The sequence below is a fragment of the Chromobacterium sp. IRSSSOUMB001 genome, from assembly GCF_023507765.1.
Classification (GTDB): domain Bacteria; phylum Pseudomonadota; class Gammaproteobacteria; order Burkholderiales; family Chromobacteriaceae; genus Chromobacterium; species Chromobacterium haemolyticum.
Genome location: NZ_JALCYU010000001.1, coordinates 17,919 through 42,094 on the forward strand (window position 1 = coordinate 17,919; position 24,176 = coordinate 42,094).

A 24,176-nucleotide genomic window follows, 5' to 3' on the forward strand; every position below is an offset into this window, starting at 1 on the left:
TCGAGTATGCCCATGTCTCGTTTGCTCGCAGTCGATCTGGCGAAATCCTATCGTTTATTGAACCATGGTCCCACGGTCTTGGTGTCCTGCGCGGCCGGGGAGCGCAGCAATGTGATGGCGGCGGCCTGGGCCATGCCGCTGGATTTTGATCCGCCCAAGGTGGCGGTCGTCATCGACAAGGCAACCTACTCTCGGGAGCTGATCGAGGCTTCGGGCGAGTTTGTGCTCAACGTGCCTTGCCGCGCTCAGGCCGCGGAGGTGCTGCGCGCCGGCGGCGCCGACGGCAGGCGGGTGGACAAGTTTGCGCACAGCGGCCTGAGCCGGCTTCCTTCGCTGCGAGTGGGCGCGCCGCGCGTGGATGGCTGCATCGCCTATCTGGAGTGCAGAGTAATCAGCGAACCGGAAAATGAGTCCCGCTATGATCTGTTCATCGGAGAAGTGGTGGCGGCGGAGGCGGACGCGGAGGTGTTCGCCGATGGCCATTGGCGCTTCGATGACGATGCCAAGCGCAGCTTGCACTATATTGCCGGCGGCGCTTTTTTTGCTACCGGGGAGGCTTTCGAGGTGGAAAAATAGGGTTCCGACGATAAAAAAGCGGCCGTCATGGCCGCTTTCGCTTGATGCGAGTGCTGCGCTCAGCGCCATTCCACCAGCGCGTAATTCTTCTTGCCGCGCTTAAGCAGGGTGTAGCGGCCAAACAGGCGTTCCGCGTCGCTGAAGCGCTGCTCCAGGCTGTCGGCTTTGTCGCCGTTGACGCTGACCGCGCCGCTCTGGATGAAGGTGCGCGCCTCGCTCTTGGATTTGGCCAGGCCGCCGGCGGCCAGCGCGTCGATCAGGCTGTCGGCGTCGCGTTCAAGCTGGATGCTGGGCAGGCCGTCCTGAGCCAGTTGAGCGAAATCGTCGGCGGTGAGGCTGCTCAGGTCATTGTTGAACAGGCTTTGAGTGATGCGCTGCGCCGCTTCCAGCGCTGCGGCGCCGTGCACCATGGCCGTCATCTGTTCGCCCAGGATGCGCTGCGCTTCCGGCTTGCCGTCGCGCGCCTGGTCGGCGGCTTCGATCGCGGCGATTTCTTCCAGCGACAGGAAGGTGAAGTAGCGCAGGAATTTGTACACGTCGGCGTCGGCGGTGCCCAGCCAGAACTGATAGAAGGCGTACGGCGATGTCTTTTTGGCGTCCAGCCAGATGGCGCCGGATTCGGTCTTGCCGAACTTGGTGCCGTCGGATTTCGTCACCAGCGGCACAGTCAGGCCGAATACCTGCTGCTGTTGCAGGCGGCGGGTGAGGTCGATGCCGGCGGTGATATTGCCCCACTGGTCGGAGCCACCGATCTGCAGCTTGCAGCCGAAGCGGCGGTTCAACTCGGCGAAGTCATAGCCTTGCAGCAGACTGTACGAGAACTCGGTGAAGGAGATGCCCTGGTCTTCGCGGTTGATGCGTTGCTGCACCGATTCTTTCTTGATCATTGCGTTGACCGAGAAATGTTTGCCGATGTCGCGCAGGAAATCAAGCGTGTTCATTTGGCCGAACCAGTCGTAGTTATTGGCCATCAAGGCGGCGTTGTCGCCTTCGAAACTGAGGAAGGGCTCGACTTGGCCGCGGATCTTCTCCACCCAGCCCTGGATCACGTCCGGCGTGTTCAGTTTGCGCTCGGCGGCTTTGAAGCTGGGGTCGCCTATCATGCCGGTTGCGCCGCCCACCAGCGCTACCGGGCGATGGCCAGCCTGCTGGAAGCGACGCAGCATGAGCACCGGCACCAGATGGCCCAAGTGCAAGCTGTCGGCGGTAGGGTCGAAGCCGCAATAAAGGGTTACCTGCTCCTTGCTCAGAAGTTCCTCCAGCGCAACGGCGTCCGTGGTTTGCGCAATCAGGCCGCGGGCCTGCAGATCCTGAATCAGGGGGGCATGGTTCATTTATCGGGTCTCCAACAAGGTGATGCGCGGCAATGGCGGGATGAGGGCGCCGCCGCAAAAAGTTAGGCCGCCCGTTGGCGGGCGGCGTAGCCGGACTCGCCAAGCGAGCCCAGTGAAGGATATTAACCGAAAACCAGTGGTTTTTGCCCCCTTTTTGTCGGTAGAATTGGGTAAAACCCCATTTGGGTTAGGGTTTGTCAGCCCTGCACGGTAATATCATGTTGCAATGCACTAACTCAGGTAATGCTTGGGCGGGCGGATTTTGGATACACGGAGTGAAAGCGCGATGACGCAATTGGTAAAAGTGTGGGATGTTCCCACTCGCTTGTTTCACTGGGCGCTGGTGATTCTGTTCTGCGGCATGTGGTATAGCGGCGAGCAGGGCGGAGATTGGCTGCAATACCATATCTGGTGCGGTTCCGCCCTCGCCAGTCTGCTGCTGTTTCGTTTGATATGGGGCGTGATAGGGAGCCAGACCGCGCGTTTCGGCAATTTCATCAAGGGGCCGCGCAGCATTGTCCGCTATTTGCGCGGCGAGCTGACCGAGAACGAGCAGCCGGGCCACAACCCTTTGGGCGGCCTGATGGTGTTGGCGATGTTGTTGGCCTTGCTGGCCCAGGTGGGCACCGGACTGTTCGCCGCCGATGTCGACAGCTATTTGTACGACGGCCCGTTGGCCAAGCTGCTGAGCGGCGACGCGGCCGAAGCCGCTACCTCGTTCCACAAGGGCTTCTTCAATGTGATCCTGGGGCTGGTCGGCCTGCACTTGCTGGCCATCATCGCTTACCGTTTGTTCAAGAAGAACAATCTGGTGAAGGCGATGATCACCGGCAACAAAGCCATCGCCGGCGATGTGCCGCGTCTGGAGTTCGCGCCGGCCATCATCGCGCTGGTGGCCTTGCTGGTGTCCAGCGGCGGCATTTATGTGCTGTTGACGCGTTTGTGAGCGCAAGTCGCGGAGCGCTGTCCGCGTCGCGTAGGCAGGCAAGAAAAAGGGCGGTCAACACCGCCCTTTTTTCATGGTCGCGATTTATTTTTCCGGGCCGCGGAAGGCGTCGTGACAGGACTTGCAGCTTTGCGCCACCGCGCCGTAGTTTTTCTTGATGGCGGCGAGGTCGCCGCCTCGGGCGGCCTGTCTCAGGTCGGCCACGGCTTTGAGGAAGGCGTCCTTGTCAGCCTGGAACTTGGCGGGCTGGCTCCAGATTTCCGGCTTGGCTCGGCTTTTTCCGCTGATGCTGTTGGCGGGGAAGTGATTGAAGGGCTCGGCCGCGATCAGACTCAAGGTGTCCGCCTGACGGATGAAGGCGTCTTTCTGGTACGGATCACGCCCACGCACCACCGCGCCCATGGGTTCGAAGGCCAGCAATACTTTCTTGAAGGATTTGGTGCGTGTTTCGGCCGGCGTGTCGGCCAGTGCCAGCGGCGCCGCGATGGCGCCCAACAGCAATACGGTCAGCAGTTTTTTCATTCCGGGGTCTTCGAGGTGGTGTCTGACTGCGGATAGGCAAGCAAACAGCCCGCTGGCGAGCGGGCTGCGGGGGCCGACGCGAAGGACTTAGTCCTTGCGGAATGCGTCGTGACAGGCTTTACAGGTCTTCTGGGTGGCGCCGAACTGTACCTTGATTGCGCCCAGATCGCCGCCGGCGGCTACTTGCTTCAGTTTGGCGGTGGCGGCTTTGTGGTTGTCGATGGCTTTTTGCCATTCGGCGGGCTTGCTCCAGATTTCCGGTTTGGCGTCGGTCTTGCCGGTCCCGCTGCCCGCCGGGAAATGCAGCCACGGTTTTTGGGACAGAGCTTCCAGCTCGCCGGCCAGCTTGGCGAACTCATCCTTGTTATAGGGCGTTTCGCCCTTCACCATCTTGCCCATGCCGCCAACCACCGGTTTGTATTGCTTGAAGACGTCTTTGCGCTGAGCAATCGGATCGGCGGCAAAGGCCTGGCCGGCGAGAGTAGCGGCAAGGGCGAGCATCAACAGCTTTTTCATGTCATTTCCTTATATGAGCGATGGGTGGTAAGCCATAAGCCTATCATGGACATTCTGGAGCACAAAGCTACCATGAGTGGCGGGCATGATAAACCGATGAATGATTAATCCTTGTGAATTTGAGATGTTATACAGTAACATTGCGTCCTGATTAAACAAGCGGGTGTCCGGCATGGACCATCAAGCCTATCTGGCCGCGGCGGAGCGGCATTGTGAACGGCGCGGCAGCAAGCTGACCGCGTTGCGCCGTCAGGTGCTGGAGCTGGTGTTGCGTTACAGCGGGGTGGTCAAGGCCTATCAGGTCCTGGCGGATCTGCAGCAGGAGCGCGGCGCCGCCGCGCCGCCCACCGTGTATCGCGCGCTGGATTTCCTGGTGGAACACGGCCTGCTGCACAAGGTGGACGCCTTGAACGGCTTCATCGTCTGCGATCACTTCGAATGCCAGCATGAAGGGCTGATCCTTGTCTGCGGCGACTGTGGCCAGGTACAGGAGATCGATGCCGCGCCGGCCTTGAGCGCGTTGCGCCAGGCCGCGCAGGCGGTGGCCTTCTCTCTGTGCCCGCAAAACCTGGTGTTGACGGGGCGTTGCCAGTCCTGCAGCGCCTGAATCCACGAATTCCCTGATCCATGAAAAAAACCATAGTCAACTTGTTCACCGGCTTTCTCGGGGTAGGCAAGACCACGGCGTTGCGCCATTTGATCGAGCATCGTCCCGCTAATGAGAAGTGGGCGATCATCGTCAACGAGTTCGGCGAAGTCGGTATAGACGGCGCGGCTCTGAGTCAGGACGAACTGGCGGTGGCGGAAATCGCCGGCGGCTGCTTGTGCTGCGTGGCTGGTCCGCAGATGACCGCCACGGTGGCGACCCTGTTGCGCCGCGAACGCCCGGACCGCCTGCTGATAGAGGCTAGCGGTCTTGCGCACGCGGCCGGCGTCATCGACGAATTGCGCGCCAAGCCCTTGGGCGAGGCGCTGGAGGTGGGCGCGGTGCTTACTCTGGTGGACCCCCGCCAGTTCATTCAGTCTGATTATCACCGTCAGCCGCTGTACCGAGACCAGGTTTCCATTGCCGACGTGTTGGTGGCCAATAAGATCGACACGGCCGACGTGCCGACGATGGAGGCTTTCCGCCAACAGGCGGGGGCTTTGTTTCCGCCCAAGTCGCTGGTGGGCGAAGTGCGCAATGGCGAATTGGATCCGGCTTGGCTGAATGCCGCCGCCGCGCCCAAGCCGCGTTACCGGCCGGCTGTGCCGGACGACGCCGCTGCCCAATGGAGCTCGATGGGCTGGACTTTCGAGCCGGAGCAGGCTTTTGACGGAGAGAAACTGACCCGCTTTTTCGATGCGCTGCCGACCTTGGTGCCTGGCCTGGTGCGCGCCAAGGGGGTGTTCAAGGTGCTGGACAGCTGGGTGTGGCTGAACTGGGCAGCGGGGCAGTGGGGCGCGGCCCAGGTGTCTTGGCGGCGCGACAGCCGTTTTGAACTGATTGCCGAGGATTTCGACGCCGCCGCGATTGAGGGCAAGTTGCGGGAGTGCTTCGAATGACGTCTAAACATCAACATCCGCGTGCGCACCGGCATCTGACTCCGGCCAATTTCAAGCCGCCGTTCAGCCTGCTGGCGATGTCGGCCTGGCAACGGCTCGGTCTGGCCGGCGCCGCGCTGGCGGTCTTATGGGTTCTGGTGATCTGGGCTTTGAGGGAGGCGGCATGAGCGTCAGTCTGCGGAACCTGACCGTTTCTTATCAGCGTCACCCGGCCGTGCACCATGTCAGCGGCAGTTTCGTCGCAGGAGACGCCACCGCGATTTTCGGTCCCAACGGCGCCGGCAAGAGCACCTTGCTCAAGGCCATGATAGGCGCTTTGACGCCGGATTCCGGTTCGGTGCAGTTGGACAGTTTTCAGCGCCGCGACATCGCCTATCTACCTCAGCAGTCTGAGATCGACCGTTCTTTGCCGGTCAGCGTGCTGGACTTGGTATGTACCGGCCTGTGGCACGATACCGGCGTGTTAGGCGGCGTTAGTCGTCGCGGCCGCGATCAGGCCTTGCTGGCCTTGGAGCAGGTGGGCCTGGCCGATTTCGCGCTGCGGCCCATCTCGGCGCTGTCCAGCGGCCAGTTCCAGCGCGTGTTGTTCGCCCGCATTCTGGTTCAGGATGCGCGCCTGATCCTGCTGGACGAGCCGTTCAACGCGGTGGACGCCAAGACCACCTACGACTTGCTGGAGCTGGTGCGCCATTGGCGGGAAGAAGGCCGCACCGTGGTGGCGGTGCTGCATGATTACGAGCAGGTGCGCGCTTATTTCCCGCACACCTTGTTGTTGGCGCGCGAAGTGGTGGCCTGGGGCGATACCGCCGAAGTGCTGTGCGACGCCAATTTGAAACGCGCGGTGGACACCGCCGCGCATTGGCAATCCCAGGCTGCGGTCTGCGAAGTGGATGGAGCGCAAGCCTGATGTCGCACTTATACGATTTACTGGTGTCGCCGTTTGCCGAATTCGCCTTTATGCGCCGAGCGCTTATTGGTTGTCTGGCCCTGGCCCTGGGCAGTGGCCCGATCGGCCTGTTTCTGGTGATGCGGCGCATGAGCCTGATGGGAGATGCGATGAGCCATGCCGTGCTGCCCGGCGCCGCGGTGGGCTTCATGATGGCGGGCCTCAGCCTGCCGGCTATGAGCCTGGGCGGATTCTTCGCCGGCGTGCTGGTGGCGCTGCTGGCCGGCTTGGCCACGCGTTTCACCAGCATCAAGGAAGACGCCAGCTTTGCCGCCTTCTACCTGCTGTCGTTGTCCATCGGCGTATTGCTGGTGTCGCGCGGCGGCAGCAATGTGGACTTGATGCATATCTTGTTTGGTTCTGTGCTGGCGGTGGACGATGCGGCCCTGTTCCTGGTGGCCGGCGTCGCATCCTTCACTTTGTTGGCTCTGGCCTTGATCTACCGCCCCCTGCTGCTGGAAAGCCTGGACCCGGTCTACCTGCGCGCCGTGGGCGCGCGCGGGGGCTTGTGGCACATGTTGTTCCTGATGCTGGTGGTGCTGAACCTGGTAGCCGGTTTCCAGGCGCTAGGCACCTTGATGGCGGTGGGACTGATGATGTTGCCGGCGATCACCGCCCGCTTGTGGACCGAGCGCATCGAGGCCTTGCTCGGCTTGTCGGTGGCCATTGCCTTTCTGGCCGGCTTGGGCGGTCTATTGCTGTCCTATCATTTCGAACTGCCTTCCGGGCCGGCCATCATTCTGCTGGCGGGCCTGGTCTATCTGCTGTCGCTGCTGTTGGCGCCGGTGGGCGGGGCTTTGCCGCGCTACATCCGCGCCCGGCATCTGGAATCCTGAACCCTTGATAAGGAAGTCGCCGATGAAGAAATCAATCATGGCCCTGTTGTTGCTGGGCCTGCCCTTGTCCGCCTGGGCCAAGCTGCCGGTTGTGGCCAGCTTCAGCATCGTGGCCGATATGACGCGGGAAATCGGCGGGGATCGCGTCGAGGTGTCCTCGCTGGTGGGACCGGACCAGGACGCCCATGTGTTCCAGCCGTCGCCGGCCGACGTCAAGAAAGTGGCGGGCGCCAAGCTGCTGGTCACCAACGGCCTGGGCATGGAGGGCTGGATGGTGCGGCTGAGCAAGGCCGCTCATTTCAAAGGCGTGCAAGTGGAGGCGGGCAAGGGCATCAAGACCCGCGAAGCGGAGGACGAGGATCATCATGGACATGATCACGGCCATGCCGGGCATGATCACGGAGCCATCGATCCGCACGCTTGGCATGATCCCAAGCGGGTACTTACTTACATCCGCAACATCGAGGCCGGCCTGAGCCAGGCGGATCCGGCCGGCAAGCAGGAATACGCCCGCCGCGCCGCCGAGTACGCTGCCAAAGTGAAGGAAATGGACGCCTGGGCGGCAAAGGCCTTTGCCGCCGTGCCGGCAGCCAAGCGAAAGATGCTAACCTCGCACGATGCCTTCGCTTACCTGGGCGAGCGTTACCAGCTGCAAGTGTTGGCCATTCAGGGGGTGAGCACCGAGTCCGAGGCATCGGCCAAGGCGGTGGCGCGTCTGGTGCGCCAGGTGCGGCAGGAGAAAGTGTCGGCGGTGTTCATGGAGAACATGACGGACAAGCGTCTGTTGGAGCAGTTGTCGCGAGAGGCCAAGGTGACGATAGGCGGCAAGCTGTACGCCGACGCGCTGTCAGGCCCGTCCGGTCCTGCGCCCAGCTACTTGGCGATGTTCCGCTACAATGTTGACACCATTCTGAAGTCGTTTAAATAAGCGCCCGCAGCAACTGCCAGGCGCCGATGCCCGCAACGACCAGTCCCGCCGTGAGGCGGACTGGTCGTTGTTGCATCCAGCGGCGCAGGCTGTCGGCAAAGGCGCCCATCAGTAAGAGATTGGGCAAGGTGCCGAGGCCGAAGGCCAACATGGCCAGCGCGCCGCCGGATGCGCTGCCGGTGGCCAGCGCCGACAGCGAAGCGCTGTAGACCAATCCACAGGGCAGCCAGCCCCAGACCATGCCGGCCAGCAATGCGGATTGCGGTGAGCGGACCGGCAGCAGGCGTCCCAGCAGCGGCTGCAAGCGGCGCCAGATCGGCACGCCCAAGCGCTCGATCAGATTGACCGCCCCGGCCAGGCCGGCCAGGTAGAGGCCCATGGCCACCAGCATCAGGTTGGCTAACAGCGCCAAGGTCAGTTGAAGGCCGCGGATGTCCAGCAGGGCGAGGCCGGTGGCGGCCAAGCCGCCCAGCAGCGCGCCGATTAGCGCGTAGCTGCCGATGCGCCCCAGATTGTAGGCCAGCATAATGCGCCAGCGGCCGGTTTCGGGGGGCAGATTCAGCGTCAGCGCAGCGACTATGCCGCCGCACATGCCCATGCAGTGGCCGCCGCCCAGCAAGCCCGCCAGAAACAATATCCACCCGCTCGTTTCAATCATGCCGCAACCTGTCTCAGAAAGCTCTATGGTAACAGAGTGGCGGCCTGAGCTTGCGCGCGCGGTGGTCATATTTGCTTTTGGCATTTATTGCCTTTATCAAAATTTTACTTGGCATCTCCTTAAAGAAAGTTATAAAAAAAATGATGGTCTTGTTGGCCGACTACTGGTCAAAAGGTCAGTTTGCAATGAGAATGCTGCTTTGGCTTCGGACCTATGCGCAATGGGGCCCACGCTGAGGATCCAGGCGCTCGACCTGGTCAAAACATATGCATAAGCGATGTAATCCATGGGGATAGAGTGAGGAAAATATGGCCAAGTATCTGACACTTGAGCGGCTGGGCCAGTCAGCGATCGTGACTCTCAAAAACGCGCCGGCGAATCTGCTGACCACGGAGAGCCTGAATGAGCTGGCTACGACGATGCGGTCGCTGGATGCGGATCCGGCTGTGCGTTCGGTGGTGCTGACCGGGGCTGGCGACGCGTTTTTTTCCGCCGGCGCCGATTTGAAGCAATTCGCCTCCGGCGACGCGGTCGAGGCCGACAAGGTCTTCGACGCCTTCGCCGGAGCTTTGCGCAGTTTGCAGCAATACCGCGGCGTCACCGTGGCCGCGATCAACGGCTACGCTTTGGGCGGCGGCCTGGAACTGGCGCTGGGCTGTGATTACATGGTGGCCGAGCGTGGAGCCAAGCTCGGGTTGCCGGAGGCCAAGGTGGGCATCATTCCGGCGGCGGGCGGCACCAAGACGCTGGCGGACAAGGTGGGCGTCTCCTGGGCCAAGCGCATTATTTTGGGCGGCGAAGTGGTGACGGCCGAGAAGGCCTTGACCATCGGGCTGATCGAGGAGGTGGTGGATCAGGGCTTCGCCAAGATCGTGGCGATCAGCCTGGCCAACAAGGTGGCGAACCAAGCGCCGGGCGCGGTGGCCGCGGCGCGTCGTCTGATCGAGGAGAGCGGCAACCTGACGCTGGCCCAGCATCTGGAGCGCGAGCGCGCCGCGGTGCGTCAACTGATTGGCGGCGCGGAGCAGATCGAGGGCGTGAATGCCTTCATCGCCAAGCGCAGCCCCAGTTGGGTCGAGTCCGGCGATGATTGAACATCGCGTATCCCATGCAAAAACCGCCTGTCGCCGTTTCGGCCGCAGGCGGTTTATTTTTGACGCTCCGCTCGCGCGTCTCCTGTCTGGCGGGGGCCGTCAGCGCAGTTGACGCAGAAGGAAGGCGTATTCCATCGCCGCGATATCGGCCTCTTGCTGGTGGTTGGCGGCGGCGCCGTGCCCGCCCTCGGTACGTTCGAAATACTGCACCGGGGCGCCCATCGCCTGCATGGCCGCGAACATCTTGCGGGCATGGCCGGGGTGGACCCGGTCATCCAGCGTCGAGGTCATGAACAGGGTGGCCGGGTAGCGCGCGTCCGGCTTCAGGTTCTGATAGGGCGAATAACGGCGGATATAGGCCCAGTCTTCCGGCTGGTCTGGGTTGCCGTACTCATCCATCCAGCTGGCCCCGGCCAGCAAGCGGTTGAAGCGGCGCATGTCCAGCAGCGGCACCTGGCAGACCACGGCGTTGAATAGTTCCGGCCGCTGGGTGAGCATCACTCCCATCAGCAGGCCGCCGTTGCTGCCTCCTTTGATCCCCAGATGGCGGGCGTTGGCCACGCCGCGCTTGGCCAGGTCCTCGGCGATGGCGGCGAAGTCGTCGTAGGCGTTCTGGCGCAAGTGTTTGCGCGCCGCCTCGTGCCAAGCCGGGCCGTATTCGCCGCCTCCTCGGATATTGGCCAGCGCGTAGACGCCGCCGCGGTCCAGCCAGGCTTTGCCCAGCGCGCCGTTGTAGCGCGGGGTCAGCGACACTTCGAAGCCGCCGTAGCCGTACAGCAGCGTGGGGTTGGAGCCGTCAAGCTTGATGTCTTTGCGGCTGACCAGGAAGTAGGGCACCCGAGTGCCGTCGCGAGAGACGGCGAACCACTGTTGGATGCGGTAGGGGCTGGCGTCGAAAAAGCCGGGCTGTTGTTTCAGCGTCTGGCGTTGATCGCTGCCGGCCTCGGCCAGCGCCAGCGTCGGCGGCGTTAGAAAGTCGGTGAAGCTGTAGAAGTAGCGGTTGTCCCGATCAGGGTCGACCGCGCGCACGCTGATGCTGCCGAAGCTTGGGGTATCCACTGTGCGTGATTGCCATTGACCGGCCACGACCTTCCACTCCCGCAAGCGGCTGCCGACATTGTCCAGCGTGGTCAGCAGCAGGCTGTCGCGGGTGGACGTCTGTTCCGCCAGCGAGACGGTGGCGCTTGGCTCGAACAAAGGGGTGAAGTCGCGCGCTCCGGCCAGATAGGCTTCAACATCGATGGCCAGCAGGGAGCCGCTGCGCCAGGTTTTTGCGCCGATTTTCCAGTCCTGCTTGGGGGTTAGCAACAGCCAGTTGTCGAAAAAATCGACGCCGACGTGGTCTGGCTTGTCCAGCCGTCGCCATTCTCCTGCAACCAGCAGGCGGGTTTCCGTGGTGAAGAAGGTGGGCGCGCGCGTGATCACGTCGTAGCGGCGGCCTTGGGCGTCAATCCGGGCCGCGTGCACGGCGACGTCGGCTTGCCGGCCTTCGAACACGGTTTGCGCCTGGGCCAGCGGCTGGCCGCGGCGCCAGGTTTTGACCACGCGGGGGTAGCCGGAATCAGTCAGCGATCCAGGGCCGAAGTCGCTCATTACATAAAGGGAGTCATGGTCCTGCCAGCTGACTTCGCTCTTGGCTTCCGGCAACTGGAAGCCGTCCTTGACGAAGGCTTTGGCGACCGGATCGAATTCTCGCACCACCGCGGCGTCACCGCCGCCGCGGCTTAGGCGCAGCAGGCAGCGCTCTTGATTGGGACGCAGGCAGTCAGCACCTTGCCAAACCCAGTTTTCCCCTTCCTCCTTGGCCAGCCCATCCAGATCCAGCACCGTTTCCCATTGCGGCGCGGCCTTGCGGTATTCGTCCAAAGTGGTGCGCCGCCACACTCCGCGCGGGTGATCCTTGTCGCGCCAGAAGTTGTAGTACAGCCCGCCAATCTTCTCGACGGAGGGGATGCGGTCGTTGGAGTCCAGGATGGTCAGCAGTTCGCGGCGCACAGTCGGATAGTCGGCTTGCCGGCCGAGGTCCTGGCGCGTGTTCGTGTTTTGCTGGCTAACCCAGGCCAGTGCTTCTTTGCCTTGAATCTCCTCCAGCCATAGATACGGGTCTTGAGCGGCGCTTGCCGCGGTACTGAGCGCGAGCAGGGTGAGGGACAGGGTGGGGCCTAAGGTTTTCATCCGGACGGGTTCCCTTATTTCAGCCAATGGCTGTAGACAGTGAATTTGTTTTGATGTGTCCGAATACTGTAGCGCCCGTGAATTTGTTTGTCATCAACTGCCGCGCGGGCCGGCAAGCCAAACGGCGGCCATGATGAGACAGGACCGCCGTTGGCGAGGAGGGTATGGACGTGAACTTAGAGCCTGTTTACGATCTTGCGAGCTAAAGCGAAAACGGCAGAGAAAGCGGAGCGTACACACGGTACATGAGCATGTTCGAAGCCATACTCACCGTGTAACGCTCTACAACGCGCGGCGGATCGTGAGCAGATTCTTAGCAGCCGTCCAGCCCGCACATCGGCGGCAGGTCGGCCAAGCCGGAGCGGGAAGCGGCGCCGAGTTGCGCCAAGTGCTGGCTGAACATGTCCGGCTTGCCCAAGTAAGAACCTAGATCTAGGGCTTCGAAGCGGCCGTCCACTTCCAGTGCCGCGGATGGGAAGCCGCGCAGGCCCAGACGATTCATCAGGCGGCGGCTATGGTCTATATGTTCGACGCTGTGTGCCAGGCCGCCGGCGTAGGCATCGGCGAAGCGGCCGGCGGGCGCGCCCAATTCCGCTGCCAGTCGGGCAAGCACGGCGACATCGGCAATCTCCAGACCGTGCAGATAATGAGCGGCTTGCACATGGGCCAGCATGGCTTGCGGCGCAATGCCCAGTTCCGGCGCGGCCAGAACGGAGGCGATGGGCGGCGTCGAGTCCAGGCGCGCTTCGCTGCGCAACAAGCCGTCGAAGTAGGCGTCGCCGAAGGGCTGGCCGCTGAGAGCGGCGATGCGGTGATCGTGAGGCATCACATAGCCGCGCCATTCCAGGTTCACGCGCCGGTTGTGCGGCGCGCTCAGCATGCCGCCGCCGTGCAGCGCCAGTTCGACTTCCGGCCGCGCCGCGGCCGCCAGCAGCAGCGGCGAGGCGCCGTAGCACCAGCCGCACAGCGGGTCGTAAAAGTAGTGGAGTCGAATCTTGGTGGCGCTTACCATTTCATTTCGCCTTTGTTGACTTTGGCGCCGATCTCCAACGACATGTCTTCGCCCGCTTGCGGGAAGGCTTGCTTCATCGCCTGGATCAACTGGGCGCTATCGGCCGACTTGGCCAGATTCAATTCGAAGCGCTGCAAGTATTGGCGGGTGAAGCGCACGGCGCTCAGATCGGTTTTATCGCCAGCTTGCATGTGGCCGGGCACCACGATCGCCGGTTGAAGGCCTTCCATTTCATCCAACTGCTTGATCCAGGCCTGGCGTTCGGCTCGGCTCTGGGTGTCCGCGGTCCAGACGTGCATGCTGGGAGCGATGACGCCGACATTGCCGACAATCGCGCGGATGGATGGAATCCACACATAGCCGCGGTGGGCGAGTACGCCGCGCGTGCCTTTGATTTCCAGCGTCTTGCCTTCCAGTTCCAGACGTTCGCCTTTCAGCTCATCGGGCAGCAGCGCGGCGCTTGGCGCGTTCGCGCCCATTTTGGGGCCCCAATAGGCGATCTTGCCCTGAATATTGGCCTTGATCTTGGCCAGGGTCGGACCGTTGCTGAGGACTTGGGCCTGGGGGAAGATTTTCTTCAGTTCGGCGGCGCCGAAGTAGTAGTCAGGGTCTGCTTGGCTGATATAGATGGTTTTTAGTTGCTTGCCGCTGTCCAGCACCTTGGCGGCGATGCGGTGGGCGTCGGCGCGGGTGAAGCCGGTGTCGATCAGGATAGCGTCTTTTTCGCCGCTGACCAGCACCGAGCTGACATTGAAGCTATTGCCGTCGGCGTTGTAGATGGACAGCTTCAGCGGTTCGGCGGCGAAGGCGGCCGTTGCCGCCAGGGTCAAGGCGCCAGCGATGAGGATTTGATGGGGCATCGATTCATTCTCCATATGGCCCGACGTCTATCGCGGGCAGTGAGTGGTGGATTGCGACGCTCACTATAAAACGCACGCTTAATGGGAATAAACCATCTAAATCGCACTAAATTGTTGCTTATTTCGATCTAATTGGCGCTAAGACTGGGGGACGCCGTCTCCAGATAACCCCTTATGTGGAGGCGTGGCCGTATGAAATGCGGCTGGCGCATCGAAGGCGCGCCCCCCGCGCCGGGGGGGTGTGGCGGCCGTTCTTAAGACAGTTGCAGCCAAGACGAATAGGATGGGCTATGTTTCAGCCATAAAATCGCGCAGCGAAGAATGTCGGATGGGCGTTGAGTGCGATGGTCTCATTCTTGCTTGATGTGCGATGTGTCGCGCCGTGCATTTTTTGTCAGCGTCGGCCGTCTTTTTGGGAGATTGTATCCATTCGAATCATGAAAGCGAGCGAATGTTGTAATGCGAATTCTTTGGTGGATGTCTTTTCGAAATCGAACATATTTTGCGCCGAGACATGATCAAAATCTGAAAAACGAGCTGCTGACTTAGGGTTTGTCTTTATCCGGAGAAATTCAAAATTTCTTTGGCCGGTTTTGTCTTTTTTTTCAAAAAAACACATGAAAAACAATGTGTTAAATTGTTTTTAAATAGGCTTGATTTGGTGCCGTTTTAACCAATCTTTAAGATTGACAGTCGCTGGAATCCACCTACATAATCCGTTCGCCTGTCAGACAGAATCCAAATAATCAAGGCTCGTCCGGGCACTCAAGAACAGGCAGCAGCCAATAAGAGGGAAAGCCCCGCAAGCTGCCGGTCGTCAATACAAAGGAGATCTCCCAACGTGGACATTTTTCTGCAACAAATCCTGAACGGTCTCGTTCTGGGTAGCATTTATGCGTTGATCGCATTGGGCTATACCATGGTGTACGGGATCATGGGGCTCATCAACTTCGCTCACGGCGAAGTGGTGATGTTTGGCGCCATGGTCACCATATCCGTCATCAATGCCTTGTCCGGTTCCGGCTTGCCCGGTCCCGCTCTGGTGCTGATCGGCCTGCTGGTGGCGATTGCGGCCTGCATGCTGCTGGGCTTCACCGTAGAGCGCATCGCTTACCGCCCGCTGCGCGGCAAGCAAAGACTGGCGCCGCTGATTACCGCGATCGGCCTGTCCATCGTGCTGCAGCAGGTGGCTATCCTGATCTGGGGCCGCAACTACATTCCGTTTCCGCAAATCCTCGACCATGACGTGGTGTCCTTCTTCGGCGCCAGCATCACCAAGCTGCAGATCACCATCATCGTACTGTGCCTGGTGATCATGGCTGGTCTGCTGTTGATGGTGGAACGCACCAAGCTGGGTCGCGCGATGCGCGCCACCAGCCAGAACCCGGCGGTAGCCGGCCTGATGGGCGTCAACGTCAACACCATCATATCCGCCACCTTTGTCATAGGCTCCAGCCTGGGCGCGGTGGCAGGCGTGATGGTGGCCACCAACTATGAGCAGGCTCATTACTATATGGGCTTCATGATTGGTCTGAAGGCCTTCACCGCGGCAGTGCTGGGCGGCATCGGCAATCTGGGCGGCGCGGTGGCCGGCGGCTTGCTGCTGGGCATCATCGAAAGCCTGGGCGCCGGTTATATCGGCACGCTGACTGGAGGCTTCCTCGGTTCCAATTATCAGGACATCATCGCCTTCATGGTATTGATCATGGTGCTGATTTTCCGTCCGTCCGGCCTGCTGGGCGAAAAGATGGCCGACCGTGCCTGATCCTGGAGACGACATATCATGACCATGGCACTCAATATCCATAAGATGGACACCGGCAAGAAAGTCGGCCTGTTCGTGCTGTCCGCGGTGGCGATGGCGGTTCTGCCTTTCCTCGTGGGCGGCCTGCTGGGCAACTCCTGGGTCCGCATCGTCGACTTTGCCTTGCTCTACGTGATGCTGGCGCTGGGCCTGAATATCGTGGTGGGCTTCGCCGGTTTGCTGGACCTGGGCTTCATCGCCTTCTACGCTGTCGGCGCTTACACCTTCGCCTTGCTGGGTTCGCCGCATTTTGGCCTGCATCTGCCGTTCTACATCACCATCCCGCTGGGCGCGGTGCTGGCGGCTTTCTTCGGCATCTTGCTGGGCACGCCGGTATTGCGGCTCAAGGGTGACTATCTGGCCATCGTGACGCTGGGCTTCGGGGAGATCGTGCGCATCTTCATGAACAACCTGAACACCCCGGTCAACATCACCAACGGTCCGCAGGGCATCAACCTGATCGATCCGATCAAGGTGGGAGGCGTATCGCTGGGCGAGACGATGGAGCTGTTCGGCGTGAGCTTCCACAGCGTTTATCTCTACTACTACCTGTTCCTGGTGTTGACCGTCGGTGTGGTGATTATGGCCTGGCGCTTGCAGCATTCGCGTATAGGCCGCGCCTGGGTGGCGCTGCGCGAGGACGATATCGCCGCCGCGGCGATGGGCATCAACATCCGCAATATCAAACTGCTGGCTTTCGCTTTGGGTGCTTTGTCCGGGGGCGTGGCCGGCGGCTTGTTCGCGTCCTTCCAGGGCTTTGTGTCGCCGGAATCGTTCAGCCTCCTTGAGTCCATCATGATTTTGGCGATGATCGTTCTGGGCGGCATGGGTCACATCCCGGGCGTGATTCTCGGCGCCGTGGTATTGACCATTGCGCCGGAAATCCTGCGCGACGTGATTGGCCCGCTGCAGATGAAAACCTTCGGCAAAATGCTGATCGATCCGGAAAACGCCCGCATGCTGTTGTTTGGCTTGGCGATGGTGGTGATGATGCTGGTGCGGCCGGAGGGCATGTGGCCGTCCAAGCGCCGTAAAGCCGAGTTCCGTGACGATAGAGAAGCCGCAGGGCAGAAAGGTTGAGCATGGCTGAAGTTTTGCTGAAGATAGAAGGCATCCATAAACGCTTTGGCGGCCTGCACGCGCTCAACAATGTGGCGCTGACCATCAACAAGGGTGAGATTTACGGCCTGATCGGCCCCAACGGCGCGGGCAAGACCACGCTGTTCAACGTGCTGACCGGCTTGTACGTGCCGGACGAGGGGACGTTTGAGTTCGACGGCCACAATCTGTTTCAACAGAAGCCGCATGTGGTCGTGGCCGCCGGCATCGCGCGCACCTTTCAGAACATCCGCTTGTTCGCCGAAATGACGGCGCTGGAAAACGTCATGGTGGGGCGCCACATTCGCTCCAAGGCTGGAGCGTTGGGCGCGGTGTTGCGCGACAGGCGCACCATGGCCGAAGAAAAGGCGATTACCGACAAGGCATGGGAGCTGCTGGAGTACGTGGGCATCGCCGACGTTGCGCACGAGCGCGCCCGCAATCTGTCCTACGGCCACCAGCGCCGGCTGGAAATCGCGCGCGCGTTGGCCACCGAGCCCAAGCTGTTGGCGTTGGACGAACCGGCCGCCGGCATGAACCCGCGCGAAACCGAGGAGCTGAAGGCTCTGATGTCCAAAATCCGCGCCGGAGGCGTGACCGTGCTGCTGATCGAGCACGACGTCAAATTGATGATGGGCCTGTGTGACCGGATCGCGGTGCTGGATTACGGCAAGAAGATTGCCGAAGGCGTTCCCGAAGAGGTGCGCAAGAACCCGAAAGTGATCGAGGCTTACCTGGGAGCGGCACACGCATGAGCATTTTGGAAGTCAAAGACCTGCAAGTGGCCTATGGCGGCATTCAGGCGGTCAAGGGAATCGATTTTCACATCAAGCAGGGCGAGTTGGTAACCCTGATCGGCGCCAACGGCGCCGGCAAGACCACTACGCTGAAAACCCTGGTGGGCATGGTGAAGAAATCCGGCGGCAGCATTCACTACGACGGCAAGGACATCTCCACCATCGCACCGCACAACTTCGTGCGCCACGGCCTGGCCATGGTGCCGGAGGGCCGCGGGGTATTCGCCAAGCTGACCGTGGAAGAAAACCTGCTGATGGGCGCTTACTATCGCGACGACAAGGCCGCGATCCAGAGCGAGGCCGAGCGGGTGTACGAGTTGTTTCCGCGCTTGAAGGAGCGGCAGAAGCAATTGGCGGGCACCTTGTCCGGCGGCGAACAGCAGATGGTGGCCATGGGCCGCGCCATGCTGTCCAAGCCCAAGCTGCTGCTGCTGGACGAACCGTCCATGGGCCTGGCCCCCATCATCGTGGAGAAGATCTTCGAGATTATCCAGATGGTGGCCAAGGAGGGCGTGACCATGCTGTTGGTGGAGCAGAACGCCAAGCTGGCGCTGGAAGTGTCGCAGCGCGGTTACGTAATGGAAAGCGGCCGCATCACCATGAGCGGCCCGGCCAAGGACCTGCTCAACGACGAACGCGTGCGCAACGCCTACCTGGGCGAATAAGCTAGCGTTGCGCCCGCCAAACCCCGGACTTGTCCGGGGTTTTTCTTTTCAGAACGTGCTTACGATCTTGCGAGCTAAGGCGAGACAAGGCGAGACAAGGCGAAAACGGCTGAGAAAGCGGAGTGTACCCATGGTACATGAGCATTTCGAAGCCGTACTCACCGTGTAATGCGTCCACGACGCGCAGCAGACCGTAAACAGGTTCTCAGGACGCGGCTTCTATGGCGGCTTGCAGCATGGCCTGCACACCCGGATGCCGCAGCCGGCGACGGTTGGCGATGGCGTAATAATGTTCCCAGACGCCGTCGACCTCGCCCAGCGCCTGCGGCGCGTTCGCGTTGCCGTCGCTTGGCGCCGTGGTGGGAAACAGACCGAAGCCCTGGCGGCCGAAGGCGTCCAGCAAGGCGCCGTCGTCGAACTCCGCCACGATGTCCGGCTTGATCCTGCGTTCTTCAAACCATTGGTCCAGCTGGCTGCGCAGCACATGGTGGCGGCTGGGCAGCAACATTGGCGCTTGGTTCAGGCTGGCGGGGAATCCCGCGGCGTGGCGTCGCCATAATTCCGCCGCGCCGGCGATCTTTACCGGGCAGCGCATCAGCAGCCAGGATTGAAAGGGCTGCGATCCGCCAGCCGCCATTGGCCGGTCCGCCAATACCACGTCCAGCCGGTGGCGGGTCAAGTCGGCCAGCAATTCGTCGAAATCGCCTTCGCCGCATTGCAGCCTGACCTTGGCGTCCAGCCGCAGCGCCGGTTCCAACAGCTTGAGCGCAATGGCCTTGGGCAACACGTCCGAGATGCCCGCCGCCAGGCGGATGGTCTTGTCCAGCTGCGCGTCTTCCAGCGTTTCCTGCAATTCCTCGCCCAGCATGAAGATCTGGTCGGCGTAGCGCAGCGTTACATGGCCGGCTTCGGTCAGAACCAGCTGGCGCCCCTGTTGTCGGAACAAGGTTCGCTCCAGGCTCTGCTCAAGACGCGAAATCTGGCCGCTGACGGTTTGGGTGCTGACGCCCAATTGTTCCGCCGCTCGGGTGACGCCGCCGGCGTGGGCAACCGCCCAGAAGTAATGCAGATGCTTGAAGTTGATCCGTTCGGACATGATGGTTCGAAAAAACTTGATGTATTTTCTGATTATATTTGATTTTTTCCGAGGGACGCAGCGTCTAGAATGCACTGTGTCGGGCGTTCCACGGAATGCCGTCGAATTCAACGCAAGGGCCAACACCATGAAACGAGTCATTCTATTAATCGCCACCAACATCGCCGTGATGGTGGTGCTGAGCATTGTGGCCAGCTTGTTGGGGCTGAACCGCTACATGACGGGCAACGGCCTGAACCTGGGCACGCTGCTGGGCTTCGCCGCGGTAATGGGCTTTGGCGGCGCCTTCATTTCGCTGATGCTCTCCAAGACCATGGCCAAATGGAGCACCGGCGCGCGCGTGATTGAAACACCCAGCAACGATACCGAGCGCTGGCTGGTGTATACCGTGCAGAAGCTGGCCAGCCGCGCCAATCTGCCGATGCCCGAGGTGGCGGTGTACGAGGGGGAGCCCAACGCCTTCGCCACTGGCCCGAGCAAATCCAATTCTCTGGTGGCGGTGTCCACCGGCTTGCTGGCCTCGATGACGGAAGAAGAAGTGGAGGCGGTGCTGGCGCACGAAGTCGCACACATTCAGAACGGCGACATGGTGACGCTGACGCTGATCCAGGGCGTGGTCAACACTTTCGTGTTCTTCCTGGCGCGCGTGGTCGGCTATCTGGTGGACAGCTTTCTGCGCCGCAACGACGAACAGTCCAGCGGCCCTGGCATCGGCTATATGGTCACCGTGATCGTCTGTGAGATCGTGTTCGGCATCCTGGCTTCCGCCATCGTGATGTACTTCTCGCGTCAGCGCGAATTCCGCGCCGATGCGGGCGCGGCCACGCTGCTGGGCGGCGCGCGTCCGATGGTCAACGCGCTGCGCCGTCTGGGCGGCGTCGCCGCCGGCGATCTGCCGCAGAACATGGCGGCTTCCGGCATCTCCGGCGGACGCGGCGGCCTGATGGCGCTGTTCTCCAGCCACCCCAGCATTGAGGAGCGCATCGGCGCGCTGGAACACGGCCGTTAAATCTTGACCCGCCTCCGCGGCAGCGGGGGCGGCGTTTGTGAATTCAGGCCCCGGGGCGGTTCGCTCGGCCCGGGGCCTTTCTATTGCCGAAAGGAATGCTTATGGAATGGTTGAGCGCTGGTTTTGCCGGCTATCCCTTGTGGGTGTGGCTGATGTTCATGGCCATCGTGCTGGCGCTGCTGGCTTTTGATCTGGGCGTGCTGCACAAGGAGGAAAAAGAGATCGGGGTTAAGGAAAGCCTGATGCTGTCGGCTTTCTACATCGGCGTCGGTCTGGCCTTCGGCGGCTGGATCTGGTGGTATCAGGGCGCGGACGCCGGCATGCAGTATCTGACCGGTTATGTGGTGGAGAAGTCGCTGTCCATGGACAACGTCTTCGTGATGTCGCTGATCTTCTCCAGCCTGGCGGTGCCGCGGCTGTATCAGCACCGGGTGCTGTTCTGGGGGATTCTCGGCGTGATTGTGATGAGGGCCTTGATGATAGGCCTGGGCGCGGCGCTGGTGGCGCAGTTCCAGTGGGTGCTGGTCTTGTTCGGCCTGTTCCTGATCGCCACCGGGGTCAAGATGCTGTTTTCCGACGACGAGCACGCGCCCATCCAGGAAAACCGCATGTACCAGTGGCTGCGCGGCCATTTGCGGCTGACGCCGGACTTGCACGGCAAACAGTTCCTGGTGCGCGGTGAGAAGCATGGCTTGGCGCGTGGCTGGTGGGCGACGCCGCTGCTGTTGGCTTTGATCATGGTGGAGAGCGCGGATCTGGTGTTCGCGGTGGACAGCATCCCGGCCATCTTTGCGATTACCCAAGACCCGTTCCTGGTGTACACCTCCAACATCTTCGCGATTCTGGGCCTGCGCGCGCTGTACTTCGCGTTGGCTGCGATGGTGCATCGGTTCCATTACCTGAAGTACGCTTTGTCGCTGGTGTTGGTGTTGATAGGCGTCAAGGTGGGCCTGGTGTTCTTCAACGACGCGGGTTGGGTAACGTTCAAGATCCCCACCGCTTGGTCCCTGGCTGCGACACTGGGCTTGCTGCTGGCGGGCGTGCTGTATTCGCTGCACAAGACGCGAGACCAGAACCCCAACGATTGAGGTAGGCGCATCGTCAGCGCCGGAGCATGGCCCCGAGGGCGAAAGAGAAGCCGGTCACGCGCGATGCGCGTGGCCGGTTTTTTGTAAACCTTGTGTAAACCTTTCTCATTTGCCCACGATTTCTCCCTCAGCCCGGCGGGCGGGCGCGGTATCCTAATAACAAAGCCGCAATGGAGAAAAGCTGTTATGACTGTCGATTTGCCAAGACTGCTGGTGGTGGATGACGACCCCGATCTGCGCGATCTGCTGCGCGACTACCTGGGCAAGCAGGGCTTTGCCGTCGACGTCGTCGGCGACGGCCAGGCCATGCATCAGGCGATTGCCGCGCAGAACTACAATATGTTGATCCTGGACCTGATGTTGCCGGGCGAGGATGGTTTGACCCTGTGCCGCAACTTGCGCGAACGTTCCTGCATGCCCATCCTGATGCTGACCGCGCGCGGCGACGAATTGGATCGCATTATCGGCCTGGAAATGGGCGCGGACGATTACCTGACCAAGCCGTTCAGTCCACGCGAGTTGCTGGCGCGGATCAAGAGCATTCTGCGCCGAGTATCGGATCAGCCTGCGAATACGGCCAGCGTGCGCCGGTTGCGCTTCGCCGGCTGGACGCTGGATCTGAACGCCCAGCATCTGCTGGACGAGGCCGGCGTGGTCACCCCGTTGTCCGGCGGCGAATTCAAGCTGTTGCAAGCCTTGGCGGAAAACGCCAACGCGGTGATGTCGCGCGACCAATTGATGGAGGCGATGAACGGCAAGGAGGCCGGACCATTCGACCGCACCGTCGATGTGATGATAGGACGGGTGCGCCGCCGGCTGGGCGAGGACGCGCGCGAGCCCATGCTGCTCAAGACCATACGCAGCGGCGGCTATATGCTGGCCTGCGAGGTGGAAGCCTTGCGATGAGGTGGTTGCCGCGCACATTGTATGGCCAGATTTTGCTGACGCTGGTGGGAGGCTTGCTGCTGGCCAACGCCTTGGGCATTTATTTCATCCTCAGCGACCGCGACCGCTTGAGCAATTCCTTGCGCGTGCAGTACACCGCGCAACACATCGCCGACATCGTCAATCTATTGGACGAGTGCCCAAGCAAATACCGGGAACAAGTGATTTCAGCCTTGAACCAGCCCACGCTGCTGGTGCGCATGGACCGGTTCTGGGAGCGGCCGGAAAATCCGTTGAGCTTGCATGGCCGTTCGTTTCAGCAATTGATCAAGCGCGACCTGATCAAGCCTTACCCGCTGCAGGTGCTGTCCAAGCAGCAGGATTCGTCGGCAGGGGGGCGCGCGGCCTTGATCGAGAAGGTTGGGGGCCTGGGGTTGAAGAATTTCACGCCCACGCGGGACGCCGGCGTCGGCGGCTCCATTGTGAGCGAGGAGTTGACCGCGCTGGGCCCGCTGGCCGAGTTCAAGACCCACCTTGCAACGGTACAGGCTCGACTGAGCGACGGCACGGTGCTGACCTTCAACGCTTCGCGGCCGATTTCGCTGGCCGATCAACCTATCCGTATCTTGGCTTGGCTCTTGTTGGTGGCCTTGACGGCGGCGATCCTGGGCGCCTGGGCAGTGCGGCAGTTGATTCGGCCGCTGGATCTGTTCGCGCGCGCGGCTCGTGGCCTGGCCAGCAACCTTAATCAGGCACCCTTGCCGGAAACCGGTTCCGAAGAGGTGGCTGAAGCCGCTAGAACCTTCAACCGGATGCAGACTGAGTTGCAGCGCTTGCTGAAGACCCGCAATCAGATGCTGGCCGGCGTATCGCACGACCTGCGCTTGCCCATCACGCGCATCCGCTTGCGTCTGGAGGGCTTGGCCGAATCGTCGGAAAAACAGGCGATCGAGCGCGACCTGCTGGAAATGGACCAACTGATCAATGATTCGCTGACCTATCTGCGAGGCGGCTGCGGCAGTGAGGGGGTGGTGAAGCTCAATCTCAACGCCTTGTTGGAAAGCGTGGTGGAGGATATGGAGGCTTTCGGCGCCGACATCCAGTTGCACAGCGAGCCGGTAGCCCCGGTGGCCGGCAAGGTCGGCGCCTTGCGCCGCTGCCTGGGCAATTTGCTGGAGAATGCTCGCCGCTATGGCGGCGGGGCGATCGAGGTCAGCCTGCGGCAGCGGGAGGACTGGGTGGAGGTGCGTATTCAGGATCAGGGGCCGGGCATCGCCGAAGCCGACCTGGAGCGGGTCATGGAGCCTTATGTGCGTCTGGAGGACTCCCGGGCGCGTCATACCGGGGGCAGCGGTCTGGGCCTGGCGATCGCGCGGGCGATTGCGCGAGACCACGGAGGCGACCTCAAGCTTAACAACCGGCCGCAAGGCGGCTTGTGCGTGCAACTGACTTTGCCGGCCGGGCATTGACAGCATTTTGATCTTACAGCCCAGCCGCGCTAGCGCGGCTTTTTTCTTGTCCCGTTGCCGGGGGCCATGAAGGGGATGAATAGCCGTCTGGTGTCTTTGTATCTACCGAATTCTCAAAATTTACGATGTGTTCACACTTTATTTACATTAAAGCCGTATTGTAAATGGACTTTTACAAAGTGATTGATTACAATCAGTGTCAGAATTCACTGATACAGATTCTTTTTCGCTTCTTTGAATTCGAGTCAAGTCTATCCAATCTTAAGCCCGCCGCGTGCGGGCATTTTTTTGCTCAAATGCTTGTGGTTAATGAATTT

Annotated in this window: 25 protein-coding genes; 17 read left to right on the forward strand and 8 right to left on the reverse strand. The window is 61.3% G+C overall.

Going from position 1 to position 24,176, the window contains the following annotated elements; translation table 11 throughout:
- The first annotated feature begins 12 nt into the window (after window positions 1-12).
- Window positions 13-576, forward strand: coding sequence for a flavin reductase family protein (locus MOV80_RS00080; protein WP_039754581.1), 564 nt, complete (start codon window positions 13-15; stop codon window positions 574-576).
- 59 nt (window positions 577-635) lie between these two features.
- Here the strand turns inward: MOV80_RS00080 and tyrS are convergent, their stop codons facing one another.
- Window positions 636-1,910, reverse strand: coding sequence for a tyrosine--tRNA ligase (gene tyrS / locus MOV80_RS00085; RefSeq protein WP_019101162.1), 1,275 nt, complete (start codon window positions 1,908-1,910; stop codon window positions 636-638).
- Window positions 1,911-2,196: 286 nt separating this feature from the next.
- On the opposite strand from tyrS, the gene MOV80_RS00090 reads away from it, so the two are divergent.
- Window positions 2,197-2,856 (forward strand): cytochrome b/b6 domain-containing protein, encoded by a 660-nt coding sequence (locus MOV80_RS00090; RefSeq protein WP_019101163.1) that lies wholly within the window; start codon window positions 2,197-2,199, stop codon window positions 2,854-2,856.
- 84 nt (window positions 2,857-2,940) lie between these two features.
- Here the strand turns inward: MOV80_RS00090 and MOV80_RS00095 are convergent, their stop codons facing one another.
- Together MOV80_RS00095 and MOV80_RS00100 are read right to left on the reverse strand one after the other, a co-directional pair.
- Window positions 2,941-3,378: a cytochrome c gene (locus MOV80_RS00095; protein WP_249604734.1), complete on the reverse strand. Its 438-nt coding sequence runs from the start codon at window positions 3,376-3,378 to the stop codon at window positions 2,941-2,943.
- An 87-nt stretch (window positions 3,379-3,465) separates the two neighbouring features.
- Window positions 3,466-3,894, reverse strand: coding sequence for a cytochrome c (locus MOV80_RS00100; protein ID WP_249604735.1), 429 nt, complete (start codon window positions 3,892-3,894; stop codon window positions 3,466-3,468).
- Window positions 3,895-4,066: 172 nt separating this feature from the next.
- Between MOV80_RS00100 and MOV80_RS00105 the strand changes: the two genes are divergently transcribed.
- The 6 genes from MOV80_RS00105 to MOV80_RS00130 are packed head-to-tail and all read left to right on the forward strand — an operon-like array spanning window position 4,067 to window position 8,149.
- A complete protein-coding gene (locus tag MOV80_RS00105; protein WP_019101166.1) occupies window positions 4,067-4,501 on the forward strand; it encodes a Fur family transcriptional regulator in 435 nt (144 codons plus the stop codon).
- Window positions 4,502-4,521: 20 nt separating this feature from the next.
- Window positions 4,522-5,439 (forward strand): GTP-binding protein, encoded by a 918-nt coding sequence (locus MOV80_RS00110; RefSeq protein WP_249604736.1) that lies wholly within the window; start codon window positions 4,522-4,524, stop codon window positions 5,437-5,439.
- Entirely contained in the window at window positions 5,436-5,606 is a 171-nt protein-coding gene (locus tag MOV80_RS00115; protein WP_156038807.1) for a hypothetical protein, read from the forward strand. The genes MOV80_RS00110 and MOV80_RS00115 overlap by 4 nt, the downstream gene beginning before the upstream one ends.
- Window positions 5,603-6,346 (forward strand): ABC transporter ATP-binding protein, encoded by a 744-nt coding sequence (locus MOV80_RS00120; protein WP_043594257.1) that lies wholly within the window; start codon window positions 5,603-5,605, stop codon window positions 6,344-6,346. Before MOV80_RS00115 ends, MOV80_RS00120 begins: the two co-directional genes overlap by 4 nt.
- Window positions 6,346-7,221 (forward strand): metal ABC transporter permease, encoded by an 876-nt coding sequence (locus MOV80_RS00125; RefSeq protein ID WP_019101170.1) that lies wholly within the window; start codon window positions 6,346-6,348, stop codon window positions 7,219-7,221. The genes MOV80_RS00120 and MOV80_RS00125 overlap by 1 nt, the downstream gene beginning before the upstream one ends.
- Window positions 7,222-7,243: 22 nt before the next feature.
- Complete coding sequence (locus MOV80_RS00130) at window positions 7,244-8,149, forward strand: zinc ABC transporter substrate-binding protein (RefSeq protein ID WP_019101171.1); 906 nt, start codon at window positions 7,244-7,246, stop codon at window positions 8,147-8,149.
- Here MOV80_RS00130 and MOV80_RS00135 read toward each other — a convergent pair.
- On the reverse strand, window positions 8,142-8,807 hold the full coding sequence (locus MOV80_RS00135; protein ID WP_249604737.1) for a sulfite exporter TauE/SafE family protein: 666 nt from the start codon (window positions 8,805-8,807) through the stop codon (window positions 8,142-8,144). The genes MOV80_RS00130 and MOV80_RS00135 overlap by 8 nt on opposite strands.
- Window positions 8,808-9,115: 308 nt before the next feature.
- On the opposite strand from MOV80_RS00135, the gene MOV80_RS00140 reads away from it, so the two are divergent.
- Complete coding sequence (locus MOV80_RS00140; protein WP_043594254.1) at window positions 9,116-9,901, forward strand: enoyl-CoA hydratase; 786 nt, start codon at window positions 9,116-9,118, stop codon at window positions 9,899-9,901.
- A gap of 99 nt (window positions 9,902-10,000) precedes the next feature.
- Here the strand turns inward: MOV80_RS00140 and MOV80_RS00145 are convergent, their stop codons facing one another.
- From MOV80_RS00145 to MOV80_RS00155, 3 genes are all read right to left on the reverse strand, one after another.
- Window positions 10,001-12,076 carry a prolyl oligopeptidase family serine peptidase gene (locus MOV80_RS00145; RefSeq protein WP_249604738.1) on the reverse strand — a complete coding sequence of 692 codons (2,076 nt, stop codon included), beginning with the start codon at window positions 12,074-12,076 and terminating at the stop codon, window positions 10,001-10,003.
- Window positions 12,077-12,389: 313 nt separating this feature from the next.
- Window positions 12,390-13,088 (reverse strand): DsbA family protein, encoded by a 699-nt coding sequence (locus tag MOV80_RS00150; protein ID WP_019101175.1) that lies wholly within the window; start codon window positions 13,086-13,088, stop codon window positions 12,390-12,392.
- Window positions 13,082-13,948, reverse strand: coding sequence for an MBL fold metallo-hydrolase (locus MOV80_RS00155; protein ID WP_043594248.1), 867 nt, complete (start codon window positions 13,946-13,948; stop codon window positions 13,082-13,084). Before MOV80_RS00155 ends, MOV80_RS00150 begins: the two co-directional genes overlap by 7 nt.
- Window positions 13,949-14,789: 841 nt before the next feature.
- Here MOV80_RS00155 and MOV80_RS00160 point away from each other — a divergent pair.
- Genes MOV80_RS00160 through MOV80_RS00175 form a run of 4 tightly spaced genes read left to right on the forward strand, consistent with a single transcriptional unit; the run spans window position 14,790 to window position 18,312 of the window.
- Window positions 14,790-15,713 carry a branched-chain amino acid ABC transporter permease gene (locus MOV80_RS00160; protein WP_043594245.1) on the forward strand — a complete coding sequence of 308 codons (924 nt, stop codon included), beginning with the start codon at window positions 14,790-14,792 and terminating at the stop codon, window positions 15,711-15,713.
- 18 nt (window positions 15,714-15,731) lie between these two features.
- A complete protein-coding gene (locus tag MOV80_RS00165; protein ID WP_043594242.1) occupies window positions 15,732-16,832 on the forward strand; it encodes an ABC transporter ATP-binding protein in 1,101 nt (366 codons plus the stop codon).
- A 2-nt stretch (window positions 16,833-16,834) separates the two neighbouring features.
- Entirely contained in the window at window positions 16,835-17,605 is a 771-nt protein-coding gene (locus MOV80_RS00170) for an ABC transporter ATP-binding protein (RefSeq protein ID WP_081575728.1), read from the forward strand.
- Window positions 17,602-18,312, forward strand: a complete 711-nt coding sequence (locus tag MOV80_RS00175) for an ABC transporter ATP-binding protein (RefSeq protein ID WP_043594237.1) — start codon at window positions 17,602-17,604, stop codon at window positions 18,310-18,312. The genes MOV80_RS00170 and MOV80_RS00175 overlap by 4 nt, the downstream gene beginning before the upstream one ends.
- Window positions 18,313-18,517: 205 nt before the next feature.
- Here the strand turns inward: MOV80_RS00175 and MOV80_RS00180 are convergent, their stop codons facing one another.
- Window positions 18,518-19,408, reverse strand: coding sequence for a LysR family transcriptional regulator (locus MOV80_RS00180; protein WP_249604739.1), 891 nt, complete (start codon window positions 19,406-19,408; stop codon window positions 18,518-18,520).
- A 127-nt stretch (window positions 19,409-19,535) separates the two neighbouring features.
- Between MOV80_RS00180 and htpX the strand changes: the two genes are divergently transcribed.
- From htpX to MOV80_RS00200, 4 genes are all read left to right on the forward strand, one after another.
- Window positions 19,536-20,417: a protease HtpX gene (gene htpX / locus MOV80_RS00185; RefSeq protein WP_019101282.1), complete on the forward strand. Its 882-nt coding sequence runs from the start codon at window positions 19,536-19,538 to the stop codon at window positions 20,415-20,417.
- A 101-nt stretch (window positions 20,418-20,518) separates the two neighbouring features.
- Complete coding sequence (locus tag MOV80_RS00190) at window positions 20,519-21,505, forward strand: TerC family protein (RefSeq protein ID WP_019101283.1); 987 nt, start codon at window positions 20,519-20,521, stop codon at window positions 21,503-21,505.
- A 186-nt stretch (window positions 21,506-21,691) separates the two neighbouring features.
- Window positions 21,692-22,411, forward strand: a complete 720-nt coding sequence (locus MOV80_RS00195) for a response regulator transcription factor (protein WP_019101284.1) — start codon at window positions 21,692-21,694, stop codon at window positions 22,409-22,411.
- Window positions 22,408-23,859: an ATP-binding protein gene (locus MOV80_RS00200; protein ID WP_249604740.1), complete on the forward strand. Its 1,452-nt coding sequence runs from the start codon at window positions 22,408-22,410 to the stop codon at window positions 23,857-23,859. Before MOV80_RS00195 ends, MOV80_RS00200 begins: the two co-directional genes overlap by 4 nt.
- The last annotated feature ends 317 nt before the right edge of the window (window positions 23,860-24,176 follow it).